At 60.8% G+C, this 25,511-nt stretch carries 23 protein-coding genes; 9 read left to right on the top strand and 14 right to left on the bottom strand.

Annotated elements, in window-relative coordinates; genetic code table 11:
• The first annotated feature begins 86 nt into the window (after window positions 1-86).
• A complete protein-coding gene (locus ACQY6T_RS08415; protein WP_428630280.1) occupies window positions 87-2,042 on the top strand; it encodes a flavin-containing monooxygenase in 1,956 nt (651 codons plus the stop codon).
• Between the two features lie 21 nt (window positions 2,043-2,063).
• The gene (locus ACQY6T_RS08420; RefSeq protein ID WP_428630282.1) at window positions 2,064-3,038 is read left to right on the top strand and encodes an NADPH:quinone oxidoreductase family protein; all 975 of its coding nucleotides are present in this window, start codon (window positions 2,064-2,066) and stop codon (window positions 3,036-3,038) included.
• A gap of 4 nt (window positions 3,039-3,042) precedes the next feature.
• On the opposite strand, the gene ACQY6T_RS08425 is transcribed toward ACQY6T_RS08420, so the two are convergent.
• The 4 genes from ACQY6T_RS08425 to ACQY6T_RS08440 all read right to left on the bottom strand — a co-directional run bounded on the left by ACQY6T_RS08425 (window position 3,043) and on the right by ACQY6T_RS08440 (window position 8,232).
• Window positions 3,043-4,275, bottom strand: a complete 1,233-nt coding sequence (locus ACQY6T_RS08425) for a cytochrome P450 (protein WP_428630283.1) — start codon at window positions 4,273-4,275, stop codon at window positions 3,043-3,045.
• A gap of 18 nt (window positions 4,276-4,293) precedes the next feature.
• On the bottom strand, window positions 4,294-5,181 hold the full coding sequence (locus ACQY6T_RS08430; protein ID WP_428630285.1) for an MBL fold metallo-hydrolase: 888 nt from the start codon (window positions 5,179-5,181) through the stop codon (window positions 4,294-4,296).
• A gap of 15 nt (window positions 5,182-5,196) precedes the next feature.
• On the bottom strand, window positions 5,197-7,479 hold the full coding sequence (locus tag ACQY6T_RS08435; protein WP_428630287.1) for a TonB-dependent receptor: 2,283 nt from the start codon (window positions 7,477-7,479) through the stop codon (window positions 5,197-5,199).
• Between the two features lie 120 nt (window positions 7,480-7,599).
• Window positions 7,600-8,232 (bottom strand): TetR/AcrR family transcriptional regulator, encoded by a 633-nt coding sequence (locus ACQY6T_RS08440; RefSeq protein ID WP_428630289.1) that lies wholly within the window; start codon window positions 8,230-8,232, stop codon window positions 7,600-7,602.
• 297 nt (window positions 8,233-8,529) lie between these two features.
• Here ACQY6T_RS08440 and ACQY6T_RS08445 point away from each other — a divergent pair, with 297 nt between their 5' ends.
• The gene (locus ACQY6T_RS08445) at window positions 8,530-9,690 is read left to right on the top strand and encodes an alpha-hydroxy-acid oxidizing protein (RefSeq protein ID WP_428630291.1); all 1,161 of its coding nucleotides are present in this window, start codon (window positions 8,530-8,532) and stop codon (window positions 9,688-9,690) included.
• A gap of 257 nt (window positions 9,691-9,947) precedes the next feature.
• On the opposite strand, the gene ACQY6T_RS08450 is transcribed toward ACQY6T_RS08445, so the two are convergent.
• Genes ACQY6T_RS08450 through ACQY6T_RS08460 form a run of 3 tightly spaced genes read right to left on the bottom strand, consistent with a single transcriptional unit; the run spans window position 9,948 to window position 12,702 of the window.
• Window positions 9,948-10,637 (bottom strand): hypothetical protein, encoded by a 690-nt coding sequence (locus ACQY6T_RS08450; protein WP_428630293.1) that lies wholly within the window; start codon window positions 10,635-10,637, stop codon window positions 9,948-9,950.
• Window positions 10,638-10,678: 41 nt separating this feature from the next.
• Complete coding sequence (locus ACQY6T_RS08455) at window positions 10,679-11,323, bottom strand: LuxR C-terminal-related transcriptional regulator (protein WP_428630294.1); 645 nt, start codon at window positions 11,321-11,323, stop codon at window positions 10,679-10,681.
• A gap of 8 nt (window positions 11,324-11,331) precedes the next feature.
• Window positions 11,332-12,702: a sensor histidine kinase gene (locus tag ACQY6T_RS08460; protein WP_428630295.1), complete on the bottom strand. Its 1,371-nt coding sequence runs from the start codon at window positions 12,700-12,702 to the stop codon at window positions 11,332-11,334.
• Between the two features lie 173 nt (window positions 12,703-12,875).
• Here ACQY6T_RS08460 and ACQY6T_RS08465 point away from each other — a divergent pair, with 173 nt between their 5' ends.
• Entirely contained in the window at window positions 12,876-14,303 is a 1,428-nt protein-coding gene (locus ACQY6T_RS08465) for a hypothetical protein (protein ID WP_428630297.1), read from the top strand.
• 297 nt (window positions 14,304-14,600) lie between these two features.
• Here the strand turns inward: ACQY6T_RS08465 and ACQY6T_RS08470 are convergent, their stop codons facing one another.
• Window positions 14,601-15,482, bottom strand: a complete 882-nt coding sequence (locus tag ACQY6T_RS08470; RefSeq protein ID WP_428630299.1) for a hypothetical protein — start codon at window positions 15,480-15,482, stop codon at window positions 14,601-14,603.
• A 203-nt stretch (window positions 15,483-15,685) separates the two neighbouring features.
• Between ACQY6T_RS08470 and ACQY6T_RS08475 the strand changes: the two genes are divergently transcribed.
• A complete protein-coding gene (locus ACQY6T_RS08475) occupies window positions 15,686-16,216 on the top strand; it encodes a hypothetical protein (RefSeq protein ID WP_428630301.1) in 531 nt (176 codons plus the stop codon).
• Between the two features lie 3 nt (window positions 16,217-16,219).
• On the opposite strand, the gene ACQY6T_RS08480 is transcribed toward ACQY6T_RS08475, so the two are convergent.
• Both ACQY6T_RS08480 and ACQY6T_RS08485 read right to left on the bottom strand, forming a co-directional pair.
• Entirely contained in the window at window positions 16,220-16,657 is a 438-nt protein-coding gene (locus ACQY6T_RS08480; RefSeq protein ID WP_428630303.1) for a hypothetical protein, read from the bottom strand.
• Window positions 16,658-16,851: 194 nt separating this feature from the next.
• A complete protein-coding gene (locus ACQY6T_RS08485) occupies window positions 16,852-17,196 on the bottom strand; it encodes a hypothetical protein (RefSeq protein WP_428630304.1) in 345 nt (114 codons plus the stop codon).
• Window positions 17,197-17,412: 216 nt separating this feature from the next.
• On the opposite strand from ACQY6T_RS08485, the gene ACQY6T_RS08490 reads away from it, so the two are divergent.
• Both ACQY6T_RS08490 and ACQY6T_RS08495 read left to right on the top strand, forming a co-directional pair.
• Window positions 17,413-18,891, top strand: coding sequence for an SEL1-like repeat protein (locus tag ACQY6T_RS08490; RefSeq protein ID WP_428630306.1), 1,479 nt, complete (start codon window positions 17,413-17,415; stop codon window positions 18,889-18,891).
• 71 nt (window positions 18,892-18,962) lie between these two features.
• The gene (locus ACQY6T_RS08495) at window positions 18,963-19,373 is read left to right on the top strand and encodes a hypothetical protein (protein WP_428630308.1); all 411 of its coding nucleotides are present in this window, start codon (window positions 18,963-18,965) and stop codon (window positions 19,371-19,373) included.
• Between the two features lie 66 nt (window positions 19,374-19,439).
• On the opposite strand, the gene ACQY6T_RS08500 is transcribed toward ACQY6T_RS08495, so the two are convergent.
• Complete coding sequence (locus ACQY6T_RS08500; RefSeq protein ID WP_428630309.1) at window positions 19,440-19,574, bottom strand: hypothetical protein; 135 nt, start codon at window positions 19,572-19,574, stop codon at window positions 19,440-19,442.
• Here ACQY6T_RS08500 and ACQY6T_RS08505 point away from each other — a divergent pair.
• Window positions 19,558-21,693, top strand: a complete 2,136-nt coding sequence (locus tag ACQY6T_RS08505) for a sensor histidine kinase (protein WP_428630310.1) — start codon at window positions 19,558-19,560, stop codon at window positions 21,691-21,693. The genes ACQY6T_RS08500 and ACQY6T_RS08505 overlap by 17 nt on opposite strands.
• Window positions 21,693-22,391 (top strand): response regulator, encoded by a 699-nt coding sequence (locus tag ACQY6T_RS08510; protein WP_428630311.1) that lies wholly within the window; start codon window positions 21,693-21,695, stop codon window positions 22,389-22,391. The genes ACQY6T_RS08505 and ACQY6T_RS08510 overlap by 1 nt, the downstream gene beginning before the upstream one ends.
• Window positions 22,392-22,695: 304 nt before the next feature.
• Here ACQY6T_RS08510 and ACQY6T_RS08515 read toward each other — a convergent pair whose 3' ends face one another.
• From ACQY6T_RS08515 to ACQY6T_RS08525, 3 genes are all read right to left on the bottom strand, one after another.
• The gene (locus ACQY6T_RS08515; RefSeq protein WP_428630313.1) at window positions 22,696-23,973 is read right to left on the bottom strand and encodes a DUF6519 domain-containing protein; all 1,278 of its coding nucleotides are present in this window, start codon (window positions 23,971-23,973) and stop codon (window positions 22,696-22,698) included.
• Between the two features lie 156 nt (window positions 23,974-24,129).
• On the bottom strand, window positions 24,130-24,795 hold the full coding sequence (locus tag ACQY6T_RS08520; protein WP_428630315.1) for a hypothetical protein: 666 nt from the start codon (window positions 24,793-24,795) through the stop codon (window positions 24,130-24,132).
• A gap of 39 nt (window positions 24,796-24,834) precedes the next feature.
• A complete protein-coding gene (locus tag ACQY6T_RS08525; protein ID WP_428630400.1) occupies window positions 24,835-25,509 on the bottom strand; it encodes an OmpA family protein in 675 nt (224 codons plus the stop codon).
• Window positions 25,510-25,511: the final 2 nt, after the last annotated feature.

The raw sequence follows: 25,511 nt of genomic DNA on the forward strand, positions 1-25,511 counted from the left end.
ACAGGCTCGGGCTGCCAACGCCGCCATTCCGACGCTGAGATAACTTCGCTCTCCCCTTTCTTCGCTTGCGCCAGGATATTTTCGACATGACCCACACCCTTGACCGGCCGATTGCTGCTGACCAGGTCGACTGGCAACTTCTGGCCTCGGGGATCGAGCAGGGAAATATCCCCGCCCTCCTGATGCTGCTTCACCAGATGACCGGTGAAGCAAAATGGCTCGAGGAGCCCTTTCTGCCGAAGCGGGCGCCGGGTCTTGATGACAATGATAGCGGCCAGTTGTCCGAGGATATCCAGCGCGCGATACGCGACCACGCGCGCCAGGCGATCGAAGCCTGGCTAAAGGGCAAACCGCTCGTCCTGCCGCAACCCGATAACGCCCATCTGGCCAGGATGCTGAGCGCCGCGATGACCGAGCATGTCCCCGAGGAATATGGCGACATTGTTGCTGCAGGCATGATGCCCGCCCCGCCCAGGCGCGACATTCCTCCGCTGCTCAAGACAAAGTCCGCGATTGTCATCGGCGCCGGAATCTCGGGCATTTGCGCCGGGATCGAGCTTCAGCGTCTGGGCGTCCACTACACGATCTTCGAAAAAAACGAAGATTTCGGCGGCACCTGGTTCGAGAATCGCTATCCCGGATGCGGCGTCGATACCCCCTCGCTGACCTACACATTCTCGTGCCGCCCGAACGACTGGTCGAAATATTTCCCGCTACGCGACGAAATCGAAGATTATCTGCTCGATACGGCCCGTGAATATGGGCTCCCCGCCCGTGCCCAGTTCAATTCGAAAGTCGAATCCGCACGCTGGATCGACGACGCCGATCAATGGGAGGTTGTGGTGTCAAAGCCCGACGGCACCACGGCGACGCACCGCGCCGACTATCTTTTCAGCGCCGTCGGCATTCTCAATATCCCGCAATATCCCAAGATCGAAGGCCTCGACTCCTTTTCAGGCGAGGTGATTCACACCAGTCGCTGGCCAAACGACGTCAACCTGTCGGGAAAGCGCATCGCGGTGATCGGCAATGGCGCGTCGGGAATGCAGGTGGCCCCGGCGGTTGCCGACGAGGCCAGCGCGCTCACCCTGTTTGCACGGTCCAAACAATGGGCGGCGCCGTTTCCGCAATTTCGCAAGGACGTTCCCGATGGCGTGCGCTACCTGATGCGGGCCGTGCCGCTTTACCGGGCGTGGCTGGAACAACGCTTGTCGTGGACGTTCAACGACCGCGTTCACGGCACTCTGCGCCGTGATCCCGAATGGCCGCATCCCGAGCGCGCAGTGAACGAGATCAACGACGGCCATCGCCGCCATTTTACCCGCTATGTCCATGAGCAGCTGGCCGATCGCCCCGAGCTGATCGATGACGTACTGCCCGACTATCCACCCTTCGCCAAGCGCATGCTGCTCGACAATGGCTGGTACCGGACGCTCCGCAAGCCGAACGTGCGGCTGATCCCCGAACATCTGGCGCGCATCGAGGGCAACCGGCTGATCTCGTCGTCGGGGATCGAGGTCCAGGCCGATGTCATCATTCTTGCTACCGGATTTCAGACGACGCGGGTGCTTGGATCCTATGACGTTATCGGCCGCAACGGCCGGGTCCTGCGCGACCTGTGGGGCGAAGATGACGCCGCAGCCTATCTCGGTACGCTGGTTCCGGGGTTCCCCAATCTCTTCATTCTCCTCGGCCCCAATGTCGGCTCGGGTCACGGCGGCAGCATGATCCGCAATATCGAAAACCAGATGCATTTTGCCGGTGAAGTCGTGCTCGCGACCGCGGCGCGCGGCGCCGACACGGTCGAGGTGAAAGACACCGTCTATCAGGATTATCGCCGCCAGATCGACGCAGCGCATGAGAAGCTGGTGTGGACCCATCCCGGCACCGAAAACTGGTACCGCAACGCGAAAGGCCGCGTGATTGCGATCACGCCTTGGCGCAATGACGCCTTCTGGCGGATGACGCGCTCCCCCAATGCCGACGATCTGGAGTTCGGCAAAGCCGCCAGCAACCACCAGTCGCTCGCAGAGGCCGGTTGAGCGGCAGCGGGGTTCAACCGGATGAAAGCCTTTCAGGGACATCGCTTGGGCGCGGTTGAGGACTTCGCGCTCGAAGAAGGATCGGCGGGCGCGCCGGGTGCTGGCGAGATCCTGTTGCGCGTCGAGGCGACGTCGTTGGGTTTTGTCGATGCGCTGGTGATGCGCGGCCTCTATCAGGCACAGCCACCGCTGCCCTTCACACCCGGCGGTGAAATCGTGGGTCGCATCGAAGCGCTGGGTGCGGGCGTGACGGGTTTTGTATCGGGCCAGCGCATCGCAAGCTGGCAATTCGGCGGCGGCCTCGCCGAGCAGGCGATCGTCCACGCCGCAAGCAGCGTCGCAGTCCCCGACGCCCTCGACGCGTCGACGGCTTCGGCGCTGATCCTCGATTTCCTCACCGCGCACTACGGCCTGTTCGACCGTGGTCATTATCAGGCAAGCCAGTCGCTGCTCGTCACCGGCGCCTCGGGCGGCGTCGGATCGGCGGCGGTGCAACTCGCGCATAACTGCGGTGGTGCCGTCATTGGGCTCGCGTCGGGCGATGCCAAGATGCGCCATATCGCGGCGCTTGGCGCGGACATGGTGCTCGACTATCGCGACCCTGACTGGCGCAAGCAGCTGAAGGTCCGATACCCCGCGGGAGTCGACCGGGTCTTTGATCCCGTCGGCGGTCCGTTATTCGAGGCCTGCTTCCGCTCGCTCGCTAAGCACGGGCGCCACCTAGTGGTAGGCTTTGCATCGGGCGACGGCATTCCGCAGCTTCCTGCCAATCTCCCGCTGCTGAAGTCCGGCGAGCTCGCGGGGGTCGATGCCCGCTATCTTGGCGAAAGCGATCCCGCGCGAGTGCGGGCCATATTGGGGATCATCTTCCGCCTTGCCGAACGCGGCCGGATCCGATCGTTGGTCGATCAGATTTTCCCGCTTGCCGAAGCACCGGCGGCGTTCCGCGCGCTTGGCTCGGACTCGCGCATCGGCAAGATTGTTGTCACGCCCTGAGACGTCACCAGCGGGCGGGAAGCGTGCTCATTCCGCGAAACAAAAATCCTTCACGCCAAGCCGGTGCATCGGTGTCGACCTTCAGTCCCGGCAGCCGCGTCGCCAACTGTTCAAATGCTATTCGCCCTTCGAGCCGCGCCAGCTCCGCACCCACGCAGAAATGAATGCCGCCGCCGAAGCTCAGATGCCGGGCCGCATTGTCGCGCCCGATGTCGAAGCTGCCGGGATTGTCGAACACCCTCGGGTCGCGATTTCCGGCGCCGATCAGGGTGAGGATCTTTTCGCCCTTCGCCACGGACTGCCCACGGACCTCAGTCGGTTTCAGGGCCGTGCGATAGGTAGCGATGAGCGAGCTTTCGTAGCGCAGCACCTCATCGACCGTCCCGGCAGCATAAGCCGCGGGATCGCCGACCAGGCGTTGCCACTGATCGGGAAAGCGGCTGAAGCTGAGCAGGCCATTGCCGATCATATGTGCGGTCGTCTCGAATCCGGCGCCGAACAATCCGATCGCGACGGTCACCAGCTCGTCGTGCGACAGCGCATCCTCCGCCCCGCCCGCCTGGACGAGCGCGGTCGCGAGATCGTCTTGCGGCGCCGCCTTGCGCTCGTCGAACAGCGCCTCAAAGAAATTCTGCAACACCGCAATCTGTGTGTTCGCTGTTGTCAGCTCGGCATCGGTCAACGCACGCGCTTCGAAAACGATGAAACTTTGCGCAATGGCATCGATGACCGCAGGCAGCCGATCGTCGTCGGGATCGATCCCCAGCATATCGCACATCACGCGCACCGGCAGTTCATATGCAAACCGCGCAATCAGGTCGCCGTGCCCGTCGCCCGCAAAGCCGTCGATCAACCGGTCGGTGATCTCGCGAATTCGCGGCTCCATAGCGCGCACGCGCCGGGCGGTCAGCGCTCCGGTCACCAACCCGCGCACCCGCGTATGGTGCGGCGGATCCTGCATCAGGAACACTTCGGACAACCACTTATAACCGCGCTGCCCCATCACGTCGAAATCAGGGCCGTAGAAAAGCCGGATGTTTTCGACGAAATCACCCTGACCGAAATCGTCGCGGTTCATGAGGACGGCGCGAACATCTTCGTGGCGGCTGACCACCCAATAGCCCAGATCGGAGCGATGGATTGGATCGTCTTCGCGCAATCGGGCGAAGGCGATGTACGGATCGGCCTTCAGCGCAACATCGTCGGGAGAAAAAGAAGGCACGCGGAGATCGGTCACAGATCGTCTCCCTGAAAACTAGCGATAGCGCGGCTCGAATGTCCCATCGTCACGGCGTTCGACAAACACCGAATGCGGGGCGCCAAAATGCGCCGGTACGATGCGCGCGCCTTTTGCACTCGCACGATGAAGAATGCGCCTCCGCGTATCAGCGGCGGCGATCCGGTCTTCGCAATAGACGCTGTTCCAGTCGGGGCGGGAAATCTGCATGGGGTGATGCAATATGTCCCCCGTAAACAGCGCCGTTTCACCGTCGCTCTCGACCTCCAACACCATATGCCCCGGGGTGTGTCCGGGCGAGTTCCACGCGGTCATGCCAGGCGCGATCGTGGCGCCGTCGTCGATCAGTTCGGCCAGTCCGGCATCGATCACCGGCTGCACGCTGTCCTCGAACACGTTTGCGTTGACCCCGGCACCGGCGAGGGTCGCGTAAAGCGCCTTGGCCGGGTTCCACGCCTCTTCGTCGGCCCGCGGAAAATAGTATCGCGCCTTGGGAAACGTCGGCTGCCAGCCCCCATCGCGCCATTCGGTGTTCCATCCCACATGATCAATGTGCAGATGGGTGCAAAACACCTTGTCGATATCGCCCGGCCCGAACCCCGCCGCCGCAAGACCGTCCAGAAACGGGGTCGTCAGTTGCCCGAAGATCGGGATGCCGGGGCGGTCCTTGTCATTGCCCGCCCCGGTATCGACGATGATTCGCTCGCTGCCGGTGTCAATCAGCCAGCTTTGCAGATAGCCGTAGATCAGCCCGTCGCGAAAGAAGGCGGGCTCGAAATCGCCCGCCTGCTGGTCGAACGCAGCTTCCTCATATTCCGCGAAGAGTGCTTCGGGCGGGCTGAAGCCGCCTTGCCACTCTTCCAGGCGATAGACCCGGTGGCGACCGATAGTGAAGGCTGCGTCCATGATGCGATCCTCTGATCAGAAATCGACCCCAAGCGTGACGCCATAGGTCCGCGGCGGCCGCAACGATCCAACCGACACGAAGCTGTAAAGCGGCGCAGCAATGATCGTGTTCGCCAGCGCATATTTGTCGGTCAGATTCTTGCCCCATAGCGCCAACGACCAGCGCTCGTCGGGCGAACGATAGGTGATGCTCGCATTGACCAGCGCAAAGGCCTCCTGCCGGGCGTCATTATTGTTGAACTCGGTAAAGAATACCTCGTCCTGCAGGTTGATATCGGCCGACACGTCGAGGAAGCCGGAATTGCCGAGATTAAAACGCTGATCGACAAACGCTGCAACCGTATATTTGGGCGCGTTCGACAACCGGTTGCCCGAAAGATCGACCAGCCCCGGGTCAGTCGCACACGTTGGATATTGCGGCCGACTGGCATTGCCCGCGGCATAATAACCGTTGCAGAAATCCTTGTATTTGGCGTTGAGATAGGTGCCATAGACGCGGATCGTCGTGTTGTCCGCGGGGCGGAAGGTTGCCTCGAGCTCGACGCCATAGTTACGCGCCGACGCCGCGTTGATTGTCTCGACGATGCTGTTGGCATTGACGAAACCAACCTGCAGATTTGTATAGTCGTAATAGAAGACCGCACCCGACAAACCAAATTTTCGGTCGGCGGTTTCCCCGCGGAAACCGGCTTCATAGCTCCACACATATTCGGGATCGATGACCGAATTGATGCTGCCGATGTTGACGACCCCCGATTTGAAGCCGCGCGTCACCTTGCCATAGAATAAGGTGCCGCCCGGGGTGCGATATTCGATCGCGAACTTGGGCGTAATCGCATTCCAGCTGCCGGTTTTGTCGGTCGGAATATCGAGTCCCTGCGCCTCGAAGGTGAAACGCCCGACACCGCTGCGCTTTTCCCAGTTGTAACGCGCGCCGGCGGTGATCGTGAGGTCAGGCAGGATTTCGAAAGCCGCCTCGAGATAGGCGCCGGCGGCTTTGGTCTTCACGGTGCCGCGCTGGAGATAATTGCCATTGTCGAACAGATTGGCGGGCAGATTGGTGCCCAGCACGATGTTGAAATAGGAAGCCAGATTGACCGTGGGAACACGGACTTCGCCAAACAGCTTTTCCTCGAAATAGGTCGCGCCGCCGAGCAGCGACAGACTGCCGACATTATAGTTGAAATTCACTTCCTGACTGAACGACTCGCTATTTTCGGTGTAGTCGTTGCGGCCAAAGGCATTGAAATCGCTGACGTCGAGGTCGTCGCGGTTGAAGCGCTTGAACTTGCGATAGGCAGTCGTCGAGATCAGCGAGAAGTCGCCTGAATCCCACGTCAATATGCCCTGGATGCTCGACCCGTTGCGCTTGTTGATCGCGTCTTCATCCGAATAGATGTTTCGCAGATCGGGCTTCTCGCCGCGCGCCGCATAATAATCGAAAATCGTGTTGCCGCCGAGCAGGGAGGATGCGAGTCCTGCTTCGGGCACCACGGTCGGTCCGAAATAGTGGAACGCGTAATTGTTATCATCTTCCTTGAAGTGATCGGCGACGATCAGCAGCTCTAGGTCGGGTGACAGGTTGGCGAGCAGCGAGCCGCGGATGGCATAGGCGTCGCGATCGTCGATCGGATTGCCGGTGAACAAATTGGTGCCATAGCCGTCACGCTTTTCATATTTGCCCGCAATGCGGAACATCAGATTTTGGCCAGCGATCGGCCCGCCAAGCGCCGCTTCAAGCGTGCGGGCGTCATAATTGCCATAAGTTGCGCGGGCGAAGCCTTCGAATTCGGGGGTCGGCCGCGCGGTCACGATATTGATCACGCCGCCGGTCGCACCGCGGCCATAGGTCGTCCCCTGCGGCCCGCGCAGAACTTCAATTTGCTGGATGTCATAAAATCCGCTGAGTTGCGCGGCGGGGCGGCTGATGATCGCGCCATTCTGAAGAAAGGCGACGGCGCCGTCGGCCCCCAGATCGATGCTGGTGAGGCCGATGCCGCGGATGAAGGTGCGGTTGACGCCGAACTGGTCACCGACGGAGACGTTGGGCACCGCGGCGGCGAGATCGCCGGCGTCCTCGATGCCGCCGGCCCCCACATCGTCTGCACCCAGAACCGAAATCGACGCTCCGGTGTCTTCCAGCGACTTGCCCGATTTGGTCGCGGTCACGATGATCGTGCCGTCATCATTGCCGTCGGCGACAGCATCCGGGCTGGCGTCTTGCGCCAATGCAGGAGACGCGACAGCGAACGAACCCATGGCCGTGGCCAACAGCAAATGCTTGATCTTCGAATTCATAATCTCTCTCCCTGATATACCGGGTGTATAATTTTCTACCGGTCAGTAATCTAATGTCTGGTCATGCTAGTCGGGCGATCCCGCCCGTTCATCCTTTGCCTTCACTCATACCTTTTGAAGCTATTCCGCGCCCGCCAGCCGCAGCGCGGCCTGGACGAGATATTCGATCACTTCTTCCGCAGATCGCTGGCCGCTGGATGAATACCAGGTCGGAATCCAGCTGATCAGCCCTCCGATCCACACCGCGATGAACGGATCAATGTCTTCGCGAAATTCGCCGCTGGCGACGCCTTCGCGGATCATTTCGCCGATCTGATGGTCGAAACTATGCCGCAGGCGCAAAATGCGTTTATAATCGTCGGCGCTCAGATGCTTCATTTCGCGCTGATAAACGACGACATATTCCTGCCGATCGATCACGATCTGTCCGACCTTGCGGACCACTTCGGCGAGCCGCGCCCGGTGGCTGTCATGCTCATGCGCCAGGACGTCTTCCAGCACCGCCAGCGCCTCGCTGATCCCGACCTCGCAGATCGCAGCGAGGATCGCCTCCTTGTTCTTGAAATAGGAGTAGAGGAAGGGCTTGGTGACGCTGAGCTCGCTCGCGACATTGTCGAGCGTGCAGCTGCTGTAGCCTCGCTCGTAAAAAAGATGGCTCGCTGCCTCGACGATACGGTTGACCTTGAAGGCAACGAACTCGGACTTGAGGGAAGCGCCGGAGACGCGCGGGCGGATCAGGGAATCACTAGACACGGCGACGGTCATAGCATCGACCCAAGGCAGCCGGATAGTGACACCAAAACCTCCCTCCGCGGCGCCATTCTATCGATGGCGGCCCGCCGGGAGGGTATGCCGCAAAAGATATCTACCTGCTAGTAGTTTTTACATGAGGCTGGTAACTTTCGCGCTGCTGCCACAAGGATGTCGAGAAACGCGGCCTGTTTTACGCTTTTGAACCGGTAAAAAAGCGATACGTTACCGACTGGCGGAAGTGGACGAAAGACCGGCACACGCAAATATGCGTCGGCGATTGAGCGGAGAGACGGGACAATGGGACATTATGGCGATCTGCAGACGCAGATCTATCAGGACGGCCTGCGCGGGGTACTTCCCGATTATCCTGTCGATTTTGCAACGCTGGAAAAGCGCGCTGAAAATGCGCTTTCGCCCTCACTGCTGAATTATGTGCAGGGCGGCTGCGGCGACGAACATACCCAGCGCTCGAATGCGAGCGCCTTTCACCATTGGGGCATGGTCCCCCGCATGCTGGTCGATTGCACGTCGCGCGACCTGTCGGTCGACCTTTTGGGAATGACCCTGCCCTCTCCGATCTTTATGGCGCCCATCGGCGTCAATGGGGAGATCACCCAGGACCAGCGCGGCGACATTGCTGCGGCGGAGGCATCCGCAATGACCGGCGTCCCCTTTTGCGCTTCGACATTGTCGAACAGTCCGCTGGAAGAGGTGGCGAATGCGACGGGATCCGTCCCGGCGTTTTTCCAGCTCTACACTCCCAAGAATCCGGACTTGGCCGAGAGCCTGATCCGCCGTGCCGAGGCAGCCGACTATAAGGCGCTGGTAATCACGCTCGACACATGGGTCACGGGATGGCGCCCCCGCGATCTCAATGCGTCAAATTTTCCCCAGCTGCGCGGCAAGGTGCTTGAGAATTATTTTTCAGATCCGGTCTTCCGGGCGACGCTGGCGCGTCCGCCGGAAGAGGATATCGCCGCCGCCGTTCAAGCCTGGGCGACGACATTCGGCAAGGTACTGACCTGGAGCGACATCGAATGGTTCAGATCAATCACCCGATTGCCCATCATTTTAAAGGGCATTTGCCACCCCGACGACGCTCGCCGAGCGGCTGACCATGGGGTTGACGCAATATATTGCTCGAACCACGGCGGGCGCCAGGCAAATGGCGGGATTGCTGCGATAGATATGCTCTCGGACGTAGTGAACGCCGCCGGCGAAATGCCAACCTTGTTCGACAGCGGCGTCCGTTCGGGCAGCGACGTGATCAAGGCGCTGGCTCTGGGAGCCAAGGCGGTCGGCATCGGGCGTCCTTACGCCTACGGCCTCGCAATCGGCGGGGCAAAGGGTGCGGCGCACGTGCTCCGGTCAATCCTCGCTGAAGCGGACTTGCTGATGGCTGTAAATGGCTATCCGACAGTTGAAGCATTGGTCGAGGAGGGCGCATCCCGAATCTAGCCCTCATCGGGAATTGGCCGATTCCAGACTGTCTGGATTTGGACGCTAAACCGAGATAGCGGACATTCGGCTCCGCGAGTTGACCCGCGGGGCAAGTTCACTAGTGCGGTCATGGCTCAGTGGTGCGGCTCGGAGAAATATATCATCGTTTCTAAACGCCGCCGACGGAAGCGAAGACCGGTTAATAGATTACAGAAGGTCGCGCCCCTTCCCTGCTCCGTGCGCGCACCTCAACCCGATTTGCTGGAGGGCGCCGATTAAATGCGCGCAGCCCAGTCCGCAAAACTGGGAATAAAAGCAAGAGGCGGCGCAAGCGGACCTATCAGGGTCGCAACGCTCGCGCCCCACCACCAAGCAGGGTGAATCCGGCCGTGGGCGCGTCGATCATGAATCATACCCCATGCCGATAGGGCCAGTACGCAGGCGGATATCGCTATAAGGCCGGCTGGTCCCAGTAGATCCATAGGCAAAATGCGCGCCCAGGCCGGCCCCGTCAGCAGGATCGTCGCCGAGATCATCAGCCGGCTGTGCCACGCCATTTTGCGACGAAACCCGAGCGCGGCGGCGATGAGACCAAAGAAGCCAGCCACGGTCAGGATATTGATCATCATGAAAATATTGGCGGGCGCCATTCTCCCTGCCGAGATGGCCGCGATGGTAATCCACAAACCGCTGACACCCATTGCGACCGCCAAGACCATCATCGTCCATCCGAGTTTACGATGCGTCATCCTGTTGGGGCGCGCGACGAGGGAGGGCTGAACAACGGCAAGCACGCTCCAGGCGACGAAGAGCAAGGCGTGAATATAGAGGATAGGTGAAAGCGCAGCGCTATCGACGCGCCCGAGCGCCGCATTCAATCCGAAGCCAAAGATGTTTATTCCCAGACACAGCGCCGCAATGCGCACGAATATTTGGGTGTCTGAACGGTTTGCAGGAGCGTGCATTCATGACCTCCAAGGCGCATCGGGCGGCTCAAGCATCACGACTAGATGACGCCAAGATTTCGGGCCGCGAACGCTGCTTCGGTACGGTTTACGCTACCAAGCGCCGCAATAACGGCCGCCACATGGGCTTTGACCGTGGCGGGCGAAAGACAAAGCGCGCGGGCAATTTCCTTGTTGGATTTTCCGGTGGCGATCATCCGCAATATTTCGATCTGACGCACTGTCAGCTTTGAAAAATTAGCCCCCGCAACAAAAGATGGCGGCTCGGTGCTTGTCTCCGAAAGCCTACTGGTCAATTTGATCATGCGCTCCGGCAGATAATGGCCGCCAGCCAGGATCAGGCGCATTGCCAGCTCCAAAATCGTGGGGCTGGACACTTTGGGAATGAAGCCGGCCACGCCAATCTCGAACATATCGAGCAAAATCTGATCGTCCTCGACACCCGTCACAACAAGCACGGGGGATCCAGGGGCTACTTCGCGCAGCCGCCTTATCCCCTCGACCGGGCCCGCGCCGGGCATCCCCAGATCGCACAATATCAGGTCGGGACCGGCCGCCGCAGACGACCAGGCGGACGGAAAATCACCCGCGAGAGTGATTTCGGCCCTGGGCCAGGACATCTGCACGCTGCCCCTCAACGCCTGCAACATCATTTGGTGATCATCGCAGATCAAGCAGTTGTTCATGACTCAAGCTAGGCAGCGGCATCTTGTAACTCAAGGAAAAAGGCCGCTCCGCGGGTCCAGTTCAGGTCAAGCCCGGCTTTGCCGTTCATCAATGACATGGTCCGCTGGACCGATGCCAGGCCCAATCCAAAGCCGCCACGCACCTCGTCGCCATGATTGCTGCCCTGGAAATAATCCTCAAACAACGAAGCCACGTCCCCTGCCGGAATTCCAACGCCGTCGTCGATGACCCAGATGCGAACGGAAGAGCCCCGCCGGCGCGCTCCCATCAGTAATCGCGTGCCCCGTGCGTGACGCAATCCGTTGTCGACCAAGTTGAGCAACGCCCTTTCAAGCAGTTCGGCGTCTGCCCAGACTTGCAAACTGCTTGGCAGAGCATGGATCGCGACGCCCTTCTGTGCGGCCATGGCTTCGGCCAGCGCCGCCGTCCGGGCGATATAAGGTCCGACCGTGAGCGCGACAAGCGCCGCAGCCCTGTCCGCGGATTCGAGGCGCAGATGCTCGATCATTTGACGCAGTCGCCGCTCGATCGAAGAGAAGGCCGCTTCGGTGTGCATCACGGCGCTCGCCCGCAGCGCCGGATCGGTGCCCCTCACGACCTGATCGAAAAACAATCGTGCCGATTGCAAAGGCTGGCCCAGGTCATGCGACGCGGAGGCCAGAAACCGCCCCTTCGCATCCCGCTGCATTTCAGCCTGGATGCGTGCCGCTTCGGAAATTTCCCGAGATTGCGCCGCTTGTTTGATGGCGTCTGGGAACACCTTGCTCAAAAAAAACATGATCGCCGCGAACAGCAGGACGAACACGAAAATGACGCCATTGAACAAATCTGCCTGATAATCGTGGACGATCAGGATCGATCCCAACATGGCGATGATCGCGAACCTGTTGACCACGGCATGTTGCGGCGCCGAAATGATCGTGATGGACAGATAAGCCATCACGAAGATGATCATCAACAGATGCAGCGGCTCCGGCGCCCCCGGCAGAAAAGCCCAGATCATCGTCATTATGATCAGGACCGTGCCGATCAGCAGGCATTTCCCGATCAGATTCCATTGCCGGACTTCAACCGCCTGCGAAGGCCGGATCCAATAATGGACAACAATCGAAGTCAGCCAGATGATCATGAAAATGATCGTGACGATGCCCCATGACCGCATCGTGGCATGCGGCACATGCGGCGCGAACAGCACCGACATGGAGTAAAATGCAGCAGCAAGCCCGGCGTAGCGCAGCAAGCTCGTCAGCAAGCCGACAGGATATTGCTCTGCGCCCGTCGCTATTCGATCTTCAGTTGCCCAGCCGTTTCCCGGACCGGCGCGGACCGTCGGCGAACTGGAACCGGGGCCATGAAGAGACGGTGTGTCGTGGTCCATGACGGCAACCTTGCCGCAATTGCACGTCGGCACAAGGCATCTAGGCCATCTGGCTAAGGCGTCGGCCATGCGGTTAGGCCATCTGGCCGATGCACCGCACGACCGTGGTTTCTATCCCCTCAGAGGTACGAATTTTCAGGCGGCATCCGCTTGGAGCCTTTGAGGAGTGCATAATGAATAGACTGTCGAACCTGCTAACCGCCGCTGCGCCGCTGACGCTGGCCGTCACCGCTATTACGATCGGCATGCTGCCGACGTCGGCGCTGGCCGATGGCACGCCCGAATGCAACAGTAACCCCGGCCCCGACGGCATTCCCGGCAATGCGGACGATCCCAATTTCTCGACAGAATGCGGCGGCAGCAGTTCGGCATCTGGGAATGCAAGCGTCGCGGTCGGCGTGTTCAGCAACGCATCCGGGCCAGGGAGCACAGCGCTCGGCATGAAAACGGAGGCAATCGGCTTGCGCAGTACCGCGATCGGACATGTTAGCCGAGCCGTCGGCGAACAAAGCATCGCAGCAGGCGCCGACAGCGCGGCTGCGGGTTACCGTAGCAGCGTCTATGGCTTTGGCGCGAGGGCGGGCGGTGACGGCGGTGTTTCCGATGTTCTGGCGAACATTATCCCCAACACATTTGAAAACGCGGCAGCCACTGCACTCGGCGCTGGTGCTCAGGCCGGTATAACTGCAGCAGGGCAAAATAATGCGACCGCCGTAGGCGCGGGCGCTAGGGCCAATGCCACCAATGCCAGCGCATTCGGCTCAGAAAGCCGCGCATTATTCGGAAACTCGGTCGCATTGGGTCAGGGTTCGGAAACCGATCGCGCCAACAGTGTTTCCGTGGGCCGTTCGGGCGCGGAACGCCAGATCACGCAGGTCGCCGACGGCACCCAGGCGACCGACGCAGTCAACAAGCGCCAGCTCGACGTCGTTGCCGCCGCCGCCGCCACGGCGCAGGGAACCGCCGATCTGGCCCGCACCGAAGCCGCCGCGGCGCTGCTCGCGGCGCAAGACGGCACCCAGGCGGCGTCGGCACTGGCGATCGCGGCGCAGGCGACCGCCGACACCGCGCTGACCAATGCGGCAACGGCGCAAGGCACGGCGGATACCGCGCGCATCGACGCCGCTGCCGCCCAGACCACCGCCGACACCGCCATCGTGCGCGGCGATACGCTTGGCGCCAGCACCGCCAGCGCGCTCGGCGGCGGATCGAGCTATAACGCAGCGACCGGCGCTGCATCCGCCCCCAGCTATATGATCGGCGGCCAAAGCTACGCCAGTGTCGGGTCGGCACTTGACGCGGTCGATGACCGGCTGGGACAGGTCGACACGCGCATCGACGTTCTGAGCGCTTCATCCGACCGCCGCTTCCGGCACGCCAATGGCGGCATCGCGGCGGCGATGGCGATGGGCGGAACCATGATCGTCCCCGACAGCACCGTCTCGATGAACTTCAACCTCGCCACCTTTCGCGGCGAGCAGGGTTTTTCGGGGGCGGTAGTCGTGCGCGCGGCACCGCGCGTATACGTTTCGGGCGGTTTTGCGGGATCAACCGTGAAAGGCTCGACCGGCGGCCGCGTAGGTGTCGCGTTCGGCTTTTAAGGAGGTTCTCGCCTCATTTCTTCTCCGAAGCCAGCTTTAGCGACCCAAGCCGGCCGAGGAGGTTTCTCCCGCTTGCAAGAGCAAGAGAACGGAAAGGCCTCGCTTCATCGCGAGGCCTTTTTGTCGGCGCCAACCTACGCGGCACTTGGCCGATTTCGGACGGTCCGCTTTCGGCTAGGGATCGCGCCAAGCTGACATCCAATTCCTCGGATGGACGCTTGCCCACGGATTTCGACGTGCTCGCTATCCCGCACAAGGCAGGCGGATCACGACGGTCGACGGCCGACGTAAATTAAGTCAGCCCGTGTAGCCGGTGTCCTGAAGAAACCAGCGCAGCGCGTCGCCGAAGGTGAGAAATTTACGTTCCATACCGACAGGGCACTGCCCATCGACGACTGCCGAACGGCACGCCATCGGGAGATCAAGTTTCTTGCCCTTTGCCGCGAACCGTTTGACCTCGCGCATCGCCGGCTCGAAATTGCCGAGCCGCGCAGCAGCGGCCACATATGCCGCGCAGGCACCGTTGCGATCGGACTGCGAAGTGTCGGTGCACAGAGCGCGCGCCTCGGCGGCAAACTTCACCCACACCGGCGCAAATTCTGGCTTTTTACTGACGTCCACCAACTGCCCCTGAAAGATGTTGTAGATCACGGGCGGACTGAGGCTTCCCGCCCCCGACGAAAAGCGATAGCGGAACCGATCGTCCTGGCGGACAAAGTCGACGCGCCCGTCACCGTCGATATCGGTGGGAAAGGCTTCCGCACCCGAACCGTCGATCGCTTCGAATTCGATCGTCTTGAAGATCCCGCCCACCGGCGTAACGACGCGCAGGGTCGCACAGCAATGGGCGCCGCCGGTGAACCCTTCCAGAAGGATCGAGGGGGCTGCATCGCTTGCGGACAATTTGCCGATCCCCACCCACCGCGTGAAGAATTTCGACGTCGCCCCGCCCTCCGATACGACGACCGGAGCCAAGCCGGGTACGCGGATCGCTGCCTCGACATCGATAAGGTCGTCGAGCTCGGGGTCGCGAACAGGCCGCAACGTCACAATGGCGCCTTCATGAGACACGGTGACGGGCGCCTGACTGTCCGAAAAGTCGATACTTTTGCTAATCTGCGCCGCAGCGGGTGCGCTGACCGCGCTCATAGCGACCGACAGTGCAATCAACCATTTCATTCCAGAAGCTCCCCCAAGCGGCAACATCCGCATCATGCCGCCGCCCTTCTATTCGGACATCCGTCTCGCGCAAGAGGTCAGCCCGAATGATCTGCGCTCCGGTCGATCGGCAAATATTCCCGAGGGCGCTGAAATGGCGCGACGTTGTAGCTACCGGTGCTAAAGGACGGTGGGGCGCGCAATGCACAGTCGGGGGAATGACAATGATCGCAAGCATGTTGCTGGCAACCAGCATGGCGGCAAATGTGCCGGCATGTCGCGCTGAGCAGGCGACCTACGCCTTGCGCGGCACGAGAGACGTGACCGCGGGTTTTGCCCGGCAGCGGTTCCAGGTCAATTTCAGCAGCGACCTGTTTTTCTGGGTCGAGGTTGAAGGGCGCCGGAGGTGGTTCTCCTTCAACGCGCCGAACGGCTATGGCGGTGTGTATCTGACGCCCGACCGCGATCCCGCCACGCTCACCGAGGCCGATCGGGACGCCGGGGCGACCGACACGGCAGAGGAGCCGCCGCAGGTCGATTTCGATATGTTCGGCGCGAATTACGATGTGATCGACGCGGTACCGCAATCGGATAGCGCGGCGCCGGCGCATTTGTTCGCGCGCGGTCTCGGCCCGTTGCTTTGGTACAATCCGGCGGCGGCCAATGGCGACAGCACAGCGACGGCGGTTTCCATTCCGATCGCGATGTATGATCTGACGCGCTGTGGAGCGGCCGGTAAGACTAGCGGCGACTGACCCTTATTCGTCTTCGCTGATTTGGCAGATGCCAAGCGAATGGAACAGATCTTCGGCGGCTTTGACTTTGCCCGCCAGGCTCGCGTCGATCAATATCAGGGCCTCGGCCTTGGCGAGTTCAATCTTCTGGTCGATTTCCGGCGTCTCCTCGAGCATGAGGATCATCGCCATCGACGCGAGTTCGGTCGATGGCGGCTTCAGCGCAATCGGAAGTGGCTGAAGGCGCTCTGCGGGCACTTTGCCGCTGCTGATCGACGTGCTCCATGCGTCCCAGTAGCCAGCGCAATAAGCGTAATCGCTGGCCTCGGAGGGGCGGGCGTCAGATTTATCTGCCGTCGCATAGGCTTTGGCGCCGACGAGGAAGGCGTCGTCTGCCGCCAGCGCCGGCACGGCTCCCAGTGCAAGAGCCGCGGCGACAACTATTCCGATGGCCTGTTTCATTCGATGTGCTTTCAGAGTTTTGGCCGGCTGCCCGACGGACGTTACGGTCTCGATATATTACGGGAGTTTCGTCTGGATGCGCGCGCGCGATGGCATCGGCCGCTTTGAAATGCTGCTCCTGTGCGAGCCGTAAGTGGTCAAGCGGCGACAGCAGTTCAATCGGGCTGATCGCAACGCACGAACGCCGACCGATCTCAGCTACTGCAATCTTCCACGTCTTCAAATGCCATCAGCATTTGGTCAGTCGACCCGCCGAAAGCGTCTAGCTGCTTTTTGTAGCCCTCATTTACCACACGAAATTCGCCTTTGAAATTCTCGTCAGACATGCCGTCGCGCTTATTCTGTTGAATGACTGGCTCGAGAAATGCGTCGGCCTTCTTCTGATATTTAGCCTTCTCTTCCGGAATTTTGGAAATACCCGACAGAGCAAGTGCCGCCGCTGCGCAGCGCAGCGCTTCAGCGCGCGAATGCGATGGAACTTGTGCAACCGCTTGCGCTGAAATTGCGATCGCGACGACGAATGAAAGTTTCCGAATCATGATGTCTCCATGCCAAGATTTGAAGAGCTACGTCAGACTGTCGCGAGTTCTCGCGCGATGACTTGCTCGGTGAGCGAGCGCTTCTGTAACGCTGCCAGAATTGATCAGCACCCCTAATCCTAGGGTTGTCGCTGACCATCTGCTTGATACGACTGATGTAATTGTCGCTTCCCGGCGATCAGCTGATGTTGCGCTCCCATTCAGGTCAGGATCCATATGCGCTTTATTACGCTTGCCCCTCAGTTCGATCGGATCCGGGTAGCCCGTTGGGTCGGCGCGGCAATGCTGACACTCCCCCTACTCACTGCCTCGCCAACTCGCGCAGAGTGGAGCGCAGCAAATGACGAGGCCAATCGCCAGCGGATGATGGCCAGCATGCGCGATACGGCCGCCGCGAACGACCGCCGTAACGCAGATGCGTCGTTCCAAAAGGGACTGGCCGGCGGCCGCTCGACCACAGGGGGATCAGGCGGAACCGCACCCAATTCGGCTACGCCTTCCACGGGCGCCTTCGCCGCCACACCGGGCGCAGAGCGAGGCCCGCAGAGCGTCGTCGCGAGCCGCACCGTTTTCATCAACATTGAAGAGACGACGCCGCAAATGGTGGCCCGGGTTACGCGGGAGGCCGCGGAAGGAAAAGCGCAGTCGCAATATAATCTGGGCCGATTGAACTATGCGGGGCTGGGTGTCGCGCGCGATGATGTCGCCGCACGCCGCTGGTTTGGAGCCGCAGCGACCCAAGGGCACCCCGCCGCCTCCGCGCAATATGGCTATCTGACCATGTATGGGCGCGGCGGCCCCGTAGACCGCGACGCTGCCCGAGCGGCGCTGAAAATCGCGGCGGCCGGCGGTGATAGCTATGGCCAAGCTCTGTACGGCATGATGCTGATCACGGACGCCGTTGAAAAACGGACGAGCGATGCCCCCCTCCCGGAGGCGATCGGGCTGCTGACGCGCGCCGCCGACGCCGGCGAGGCCGTCGCGCAAGCGACACTGGGAAGCGTGATCTACTTTTATGGCACCAATGGCGCCGAACAGGATCCCGCCAAAGCGATCCATTATCTCAAGCTTGCCGCTGCCCAGGATCATCCTATGGCGCTGCAAGTCTTGGGCGAGCAATATATGGTGGGCGGCACCGTCCTTGAAAAAGACACGGCCAAAGGGTGGGCACTGATCACGAAAGCGGCCGATCTTGGCCAGTCCGAAGCGATGCGCCCGTTAGGACTCTCGCTTGTTCAAGGCAGCAATGGTCAAGCGAAGGACCCGGCGAGAGGGCTCAAATATATTCGGATGGCGGCGGACCAACATTATCCCGCGGCGATGGGCGATTACGCAGCCATTCTATATGAAGGTGCCCTTGAGCCGAAGGATCTGGCGCGTTCAGTCCGTTATGCGCGCGAGGCGGCAGATGCCGGCGATGGCGACGCGCAGGTGATGATGGCGCGCTTCGCATATTTTGGCGATGGGGTGCCCAAGGACATGACCGTTGCCGCGCGATATGCCCGACTGGCCGCAGATAGTGGACACGCGGAGGGCCAGCACATTCTGGGCGCGCTCTACTCGGGGGGCGAGGGTGTGCCCAAAGACATGAAAGAGGCGGTCCGCTGGTTCCGGAAATCTGCAGCGCAGGGCAATGCGGATGCCATCGCCGCTCTTCAGGAACCAGAAAGCATCGCAGCGGCGCGCGGCATGTAAGCATTGATCGGTTCTACAGCCGAGCCCGAATCAAAATTCCCTATTTTTCAATGATGACTTGGAGTTGAAGCATGATTTTCATCGAAATTTCCGCAGCTGTATTGCTCGCCGTTGCACCGGCCGCCCCGGCACAGGCCTCTGCAGATGGTTTTGTCGTTTGCACTGCAACTCCGACGCGGCCTGGATCTAATCGCGTGGCGCTGCTGAATCTCTCTTATGGTGACGAAGCGCGGGTCGCGGCCCTGACCGAAGAATATCAGCTCTGGCTTCGCAGCGACGCTAGCGTCGCCCAGGTTATTGAGGGCGCTGGCATCGATCCCCGGCTTGTGCGTGCGCAATCGAAGGTCGAATGCGTGTGGGCCAAAGATCAAAGCACGGCGGAAGGGACTGCCGTGCGCTTGGGGAACAGTTTGCGCGCCGACAATGTCAAAGTTCTGCCGACGAACTGGGCCCCCAAAAGCGCGTTACCCCAAAGCGACTAACCTAAGAGATGCTGGCTATAGGTGCCGTTCCAAGGGGGGATGCGTAATTCGATTTACAATGTCTATTCACTCGATCAGGTCGGGGCGGCCAGCTCCTCCTGCGTCCTGACATGCGGTGACGCTGATGTAGGGATCGGGAGGACCGACTTTGCGAACCTTGTTGCCCGTCACGATCGTTCGCTCGATGCTGATGCTTGGCATGCTTGTGGCAATCGCCGCGATCTGGGTAAGTGCGATGCAACCGGCAACGGGCGTGGTGGTCAAGGAACGCAACGGGGCAGTCGTTGCCCGTCTGAACGGCGAGACGATAGGTCCAGTGGAGCTGCATCAGGGCGGACGGCGCGTTCGCATCCTGCCAATGGACATCGTCAAAGACAGCGACAAGTTTGATACGGCTGACACGCTGCATCGATTTTACGAGCGGCAGACGCTGCTCGCTAAAATGTTGCAATCGCCAAATGCCCGGCTTGTGATTGCAGGGGATCCTTACGCGGTTGGAGCCAAACGTGGGTTTGGCGGCATCCCGTGGGGATTCTGGATCGTACTGGTTCCAGGCGTGGTGGGGATCGCAGTATCCGCTGTCGTGCTTGCGTCCGAACCGAATGGCCTGCCCAATCGCCTGGTTGCGCTATCGGGGCTCACCTTCCCCTTCGTAACCGCGGGGACAGCCATCGTGATCTCGCGTGACCTTGCGGTCGATGGTGAGCTCTACCGGTGGCTCATGTTCTCGCACGAGATCGCTGCCGTGTCGTTTGCCATCCTGATGGTCGCGTTGTTTTGCGTATATCCCCGCAGGCTGGCATCCGCGAAGGTCGTCATAGTCGCAGCATTGCTCTGCTTCGGGGTGGCATTAGCCATAGCGACCGGGCGCCTGTTCGAATGGGTGCATCGGCCGGGCGACGGTTTGGCTGGAATGCTGGTTACACTGCGGGAAGCCACCGGCGGTGCGCAGGTGGAGGTGACGATCTTATTCGCCGCCTTGTGCCTTGCACTTGCAGAACAATTCCGGGTGACGCGGGGTGACCCGCTCGCGCGTGCTGCGCTGACATGGTTCGGCCTCTCGGTCGTCGTCGGCGCCGGGGGGTTTATCGCCCTGCTCACGCTGCCCAATCTTGTCGGTGTGCAAGCGATCGTCGACGCACCTGTTGGCTTTCCGCTTTTGCTCTTGATCTATGCGGGCCTCACGTTCGGCCTGCTGCGCTATCGGCTCTTCGAGGCCAAAGCCTGGAGCTTTCGAATTCTGTTTGCGGTCTGCGGGACGGCAGCCCTCTGGCTCGCCGACGCCGTGCTTATCTATGGCTTAGGGCTTGATCAGGGGCCTGCTTTGGGGCTTTCGCTGATCCTTGTCGGGCTAGCGTATCTCCCTGCGCGCTCCAGATTGGCGATGCTTTTGACGCGCCGGACAGGTCTTCGAAAGAATGAGATGTTCGCAGCGGTCATGGAGGTTGTGTTCGCAGCTCCCGCTGTACGATCGGCGCAGTGGCGGGCCCTAATGCAACGCCTGTTCGAGCCGCTGGAGATCAGGCCTCAAGGGCCCGTCACGAGATCGGCGGAGATTATAGAAGATGGCATCGCGATGCTGGTCGCCGATCCGGCGGGAGGCGGCGCGTTGCGGCTTGCTTATGCCGGCCGCGGTACTCGGCTATTTGCGCCCGATGATCGTCATCTGTTGGATGAAATGGCCACACTTTGCCGACAGGCCGGAGAGGCGCTTCTATCCTACGACCGGGGCGCCGCCGACGAGCGACGCCGTATGGCGCAAGATCTCCACGACGACATCGGCGCACGTTTGTTGTCCGGAATTCACGTTGCTCAGGGACCAGTCAGGTCGCTGCTGCAGGATGCCCTGCGCGACATGCGCACGCTGGTGACGGGCCTGATCGGAGAAAATGCGCCCTTGTCGCGTGTGATTGCGGACATTCGCATAGAAACCGCTTCGAGGCTCGAGGCCGTCGGGATCGCGCTCGACTGGCCAATCGTCGACGGAGCGGAAAGCCAGCTTATGCCGTATCATCACTCGAAAGCGATCACCTCAGCCATTCGCGAAGCCGTCAGCAACACGATGCGCCATGCGGAGGCGACGCACATGTCGGTCAGGATCAGCTTCGAAGGCAACACCGGGATGGTCAGAATTGCCGATGACGGCCTAGGGATGACTATCGGGACCAGTCACGGCACTGGCCTGACCGGGATGGCGAAACGCCTCGCAAGCATTGGCGGAACGCTTCGGATCGAGGAACCGGCCGCAGGTACGCGGATCGTGCTTAGCTGGCCGCTGGCAGGCGAAACCTTTGGGTTCGCAAGACAAGGAGACATTTGATGGCCGATGACGCGCAGATCGCGCAGACCCCGACGCGTCAGTGTCTTGTCGTCGAAGATCAGGCGAGCGTTCGCAATTGGCTGGTGCAAGCCCTTCGCGACACGTTTCCGGACATGGCGATCGCCGAGGCTTCAACTCTCGGCGAGGCGCGCCGCTGGCTCGATGGGCAAGAGCGGAATGCCACCTTGCCATTCGCCATGGCGTTGATCGATCTCGGATTACCCGACGGTTCGGGGATCGACTTGTTGCGCCAGATCGCAGCGCGCCATCCCGCCACCACCGCGATCGTCGCGACAATCTACGACGACGACGCCCATTTGTTTGATGCAATCGCAGCAGGCGCCGGCGGCTACCTCCTCAAGGATCGCGACGCTGCTACCCTGTCGTCATTGCTTCAGCGGATCGATGCCGGGGAGCCTCCCTTGTCGCCTTCCATCGCATGGCGGATGATGCAGCATTTCCAGCAGCGCCCGGCCATCGATCGTCGCGACGATGCTGGCCTCACTGCGCGGGAGACTGAAGTCCTCACACTGATATCTGCCGGGATGACCACTGCGGAAGCCGCCCGCAAGCTGGGGCTAACTCCCCACACCGTGACCAGCTACATCAAGATCCTGTACCAAAAGCTCAACGTTCAGTCCCGCGCGGAGGCCACGCTGGTTGCCGTGGGTCGCGGGCTGGTAAAGTCGAGCCGCTGATGTGCGACCGATTAGGTCAAAGATGCGATCTGCTTCGCTATATTATGGCGCGAGATGGCCGATTTCAGACCTTCCGCTTTTAGTCGTAAATCTGAGATAGCAGACCATCAGTGCTTTGCCGCCTCGTGCAGGTCGTATGTGGGAGATAACGCGGATTCGGAACGTCGCGCAGGTTGTTTGGGGGGACGACTTTGCAGGGCGCCGGTCAGTCGGAAGCAACGCTTCGAGAATAGGCCGACGGATGCCGATGACAATGTGCTGGATAACGGACACGACTTCTTTTTGAAGCTGTCAGGAGGGCGCGTTACATTAGCGGTGCAAAACGTCGGCGCAGGTCTCGAACTGCTGGTCTGCCCTCTTCCTTTCCTACAAGCGCCAGCGGGGCCCGCCAACGCAGTGGGCCCGCGGGTACGCAGAATTTTGGTTTCCAGAAACCCGCGACCCTGCCGCCGGGCCAAAGCAGGTCGGCGCCGGGGCGGGCGGCCAGTTGCCAATAATCTCCTGCAATGAACGGTCCGCCCTCGAACGCAATTTCGAGACCGTCGCCAAGAAAAGTCCAAAGTGGCACCGGCGATTGGCTCACTTGAACAAAAGCCAACCCGGGCGCCGGGCCTGACCGGAGCAGCTCCCATCGGCGGACAAATGGTCTGGAGAGGCTCGTTTCCCATAGCGCCCGAACCGCCTCGATATCTCCGGTAACGATCCGGTAGCAGTCGTTGCGATCGGCGGCGATCTCCACCAAGACGCCCGGCAGCCCTGAAGCTTCGCGCGGACCATCGGACAACTCGACGACGGCTGGCGGTTGTAAAGCCTCGCGCATCGACAGGCGAAGAAGGTCTCCATCGAAACCATGCCACGATCCGACGATCACCCCATTATCTCGCGACCATTTATATTGCGCTTCACCCGCCCCGCCGCCGCGGTGGATTTCGATCCGAAAGAGGTGGTTCTCTGCGCCGAGGTAGCCCGAGAGTTCACTACTCGTAGCGGCCTGAGCCGCGCGTATTGCGAGCCGTGGCGGCGCCCCTGTTTCGAGATCGAGCAGAGCGTTGATCTCATTGAATCCCATCTGGGCAAATGCCGTTCCCGTCTCAATGCTGCGTACATGCCAAACGGTTTGGCGGCGTAGCGCGGTATCGGAGCCCCCGAGTGCTGGATCGGCGAGGCTGGGGTCTTCGGCGGCGCTCGCCGTTCGTTCGAAGACTTCGAGATACATCAGCGCGGTCTTACCGTTTGCAGCGCGATCGGCGGAGGATAACGGGTCGTCTGCAGCCGGACGAAAAAAGGGCTGGCTATTATATTCAATCAACTGCGGAACCTCGACGTGCACGCCGCCTACATAGTAGCGCCCGGGGCCGATGAGGATCGTGCCATTCTCGGCGATCGTAATTTCAAATCCGGCTTCCGCGCCCGGACCGCCGTGCGGCCCAATGAGATCGCACGCCAATTGTCGCATGAGATGAAGGTGAGAAGCAGCTTGCTCGTTCAGGTCCGCATCCAGCACCATCCGGCCCTGCTGATGCAGCACACTTTGATAGCCCCGGCGGGGATCGGAGGTATCGCGGGAAAAATCGCCTTTCATCGTGTCGCCTTTCGGGCGTTGGAGGCACCCACTGATAGGTAGAAATCGTGCTATCTCAGGAACGATGGCCTAGATATCTCTGTCCGGATTAGCTCGACCTTGCCAATGTGGCAGCCGGACAACGCGACGAGTGCTTTAGGTGGCCCCTGCATGAGGTCAGTGCGACAATTGACGAAGATCGAACATGCCGGATGAAGGCGGCCGTTCCAGTGACCAGTTGCCGCCCTTCCACACCAATTCTTCGTTCGCTTCTTCGTCGCGGTCTAGCCATTGCTGGAACGTCGGATAAAATTCCACGATCGAAGATGATCGCGCCCATGCGGGTATTTTGCTCAGCCGATAGCTATATGCCACGCTAACCCGGTCGCCCATGGTACCGATCTCGCCGACCTTGACGTCTTTTACGTCCCGCGTGCCGTAACAGACTATGGTTGGCGTGTCCGCCAACGCTCCCTTGCCGGGTTTGAATTGGGTTCGGCCTTCCGGCGTCGCAATGTACCTGACGACCTTTCGCGCGCCTGACCCTGAATTGGGATCGGCGATCGAGACCTCGCCCTGCCTCTCCAGCAAACCGGCATCGACAAAGGCCTGCGCCAGCCTGTGACTATACTCTGCTTCGACGGCAACATCATGCGGGATCGTAAAAAAGGGCGTGCATTGTGGATTGGCGTCAAACCAGCTTTGCAGGAGCCGACGCGCGTCTTCGCTCGAAGGCGGCCGTATCTCGTCGCCCCCCTCCACAGACCAATCATTGCTTTCAGAACCAGGCGAGCACGCAGCAAGAGCCAGCAGCGCCCCAGCGGCCAGTTTTACACCGTGCATGATTGTCTCCGGTCACATCTGGACATGATCACTTCCTCGTCAAATCGGACTGGGTAGCATGATGACCTCAACCCGCCGGTTGCGCTGCCGGCCGTCGGGATCGTCGCTGCCATCGGCACGGGCATTGGAAGCGACAGGTTGACTCTCGCCAATACCTTGCGTCTTCACACCCCGCCCGGTCTTCGCCGTCAGCCATTTCGCTACCGTGTCCGCGCGCCGCTTCGACAGTGCAATATTATAGGCATCATCGCCCTTTGCATCGGTGTGGCCGGCCACCAGAAGCGGCGCATTCGGATAGTTCATGACCAGACGCGCAGTTTTCTCAAGCGCGGCGCTGGTATCGGTCCGGAGCGTCGCCTTGTCGAAATCAAACAAGATATCGGCAGGCAGGTTGAAACGTATCGAGCGGTCAACTCCCTCTTGAGCGCCAAGATCGCTGAGTAATGCCCGGGTTTCCGCAACTTTGCTCGGAGCCACCTCGGCTTGGCGAAACAGCGACTCTTGACCGGGCGGCGCAAGATGGCTTTCTACGCCGACGCTGCCCACTTCGCCTGACGCCGCCGCGAGCGACAAACGGGTCTCAGCTACGTCGCTTCGCAGTGTCATAACGGTCTCAGCGTCGACTAAGCTGCGCTGCGTCGGCCGGACGTCGCATCCGGAAAGCGCAGCGAGGCCCAGTACGCCAACGAGGACCGGCCGGATCGCAGCGACCATCT

The sequence above is a fragment of the Sphingopyxis sp. genome (assembly GCF_965279725.1).
Lineage (GTDB): Bacteria > Pseudomonadota > Alphaproteobacteria > Sphingomonadales > Sphingomonadaceae > Sphingopyxis.

Bases quoted from the DNA above. Each gene is read 5' to 3' on its own strand.
- ACQY6T_RS08415 (WP_428630280.1), top strand. From the start codon at position 87: ATGACCCACACCCTTGACCGGCCGATTGCTGCTGACCAGGTCGACTGG.
- ACQY6T_RS08420 (WP_428630282.1), top strand. From the start codon at position 2,064: ATGAAAGCCTTTCAGGGACATCGCTTGGGCGCGGTTGAGGACTTCGCG.
- ACQY6T_RS08430 (WP_428630285.1), bottom strand. From the start codon at position 5,181: ATGGACGCAGCCTTCACTATCGGTCGCCACCGGGTCTATCGCCTGGAA.
- ACQY6T_RS08435 (WP_428630287.1), bottom strand. From the start codon at position 7,479: ATGAATTCGAAGATCAAGCATTTGCTGTTGGCCACGGCCATGGGTTCG.
- ACQY6T_RS08445 (WP_428630291.1), top strand. From the start codon at position 8,530: ATGGGACATTATGGCGATCTGCAGACGCAGATCTATCAGGACGGCCTG.
- ACQY6T_RS08450 (WP_428630293.1), bottom strand. From the start codon at position 10,637: ATGCACGCTCCTGCAAACCGTTCAGACACCCAAATATTCGTGCGCATT.
- ACQY6T_RS08455 (WP_428630294.1), bottom strand. From the start codon at position 11,323: ATGAACAACTGCTTGATCTGCGATGATCACCAAATGATGTTGCAGGCG.
- ACQY6T_RS08460 (WP_428630295.1), bottom strand. From the start codon at position 12,702: ATGGACCACGACACACCGTCTCTTCATGGCCCCGGTTCCAGTTCGCCG.
- ACQY6T_RS08465 (WP_428630297.1), top strand. From the start codon at position 12,876: ATGAATAGACTGTCGAACCTGCTAACCGCCGCTGCGCCGCTGACGCTG.
- ACQY6T_RS08470 (WP_428630299.1), bottom strand. From the start codon at position 15,482: ATGAAATGGTTGATTGCACTGTCGGTCGCTATGAGCGCGGTCAGCGCA.
- ACQY6T_RS08475 (WP_428630301.1), top strand. From the start codon at position 15,686: ATGATCGCAAGCATGTTGCTGGCAACCAGCATGGCGGCAAATGTGCCG.
- ACQY6T_RS08480 (WP_428630303.1), bottom strand. From the start codon at position 16,657: ATGAAACAGGCCATCGGAATAGTTGTCGCCGCGGCTCTTGCACTGGGA.
- ACQY6T_RS08485 (WP_428630304.1), bottom strand. From the start codon at position 17,196: ATGATTCGGAAACTTTCATTCGTCGTCGCGATCGCAATTTCAGCGCAA.
- ACQY6T_RS08490 (WP_428630306.1), top strand. From the start codon at position 17,413: ATGCGCTTTATTACGCTTGCCCCTCAGTTCGATCGGATCCGGGTAGCC.
- ACQY6T_RS08495 (WP_428630308.1), top strand. From the start codon at position 18,963: ATGATTTTCATCGAAATTTCCGCAGCTGTATTGCTCGCCGTTGCACCG.
- ACQY6T_RS08505 (WP_428630310.1), top strand. From the start codon at position 19,558: ATGCTGATGCTTGGCATGCTTGTGGCAATCGCCGCGATCTGGGTAAGT.
- ACQY6T_RS08500 (WP_428630309.1), bottom strand. From the start codon at position 19,574: ATGCCAAGCATCAGCATCGAGCGAACGATCGTGACGGGCAACAAGGTT.
- ACQY6T_RS08510 (WP_428630311.1), top strand. From the start codon at position 21,693: ATGGCCGATGACGCGCAGATCGCGCAGACCCCGACGCGTCAGTGTCTT.
- ACQY6T_RS08515 (WP_428630313.1), bottom strand. From the start codon at position 23,973: ATGAAAGGCGATTTTTCCCGCGATACCTCCGATCCCCGCCGGGGCTAT.
- ACQY6T_RS08520 (WP_428630315.1), bottom strand. From the start codon at position 24,795: ATGCACGGTGTAAAACTGGCCGCTGGGGCGCTGCTGGCTCTTGCTGCG.
- ACQY6T_RS08525 (WP_428630400.1), bottom strand. From the start codon at position 25,509: ATGGTCGCTGCGATCCGGCCGGTCCTCGTTGGCGTACTGGGCCTCGCT.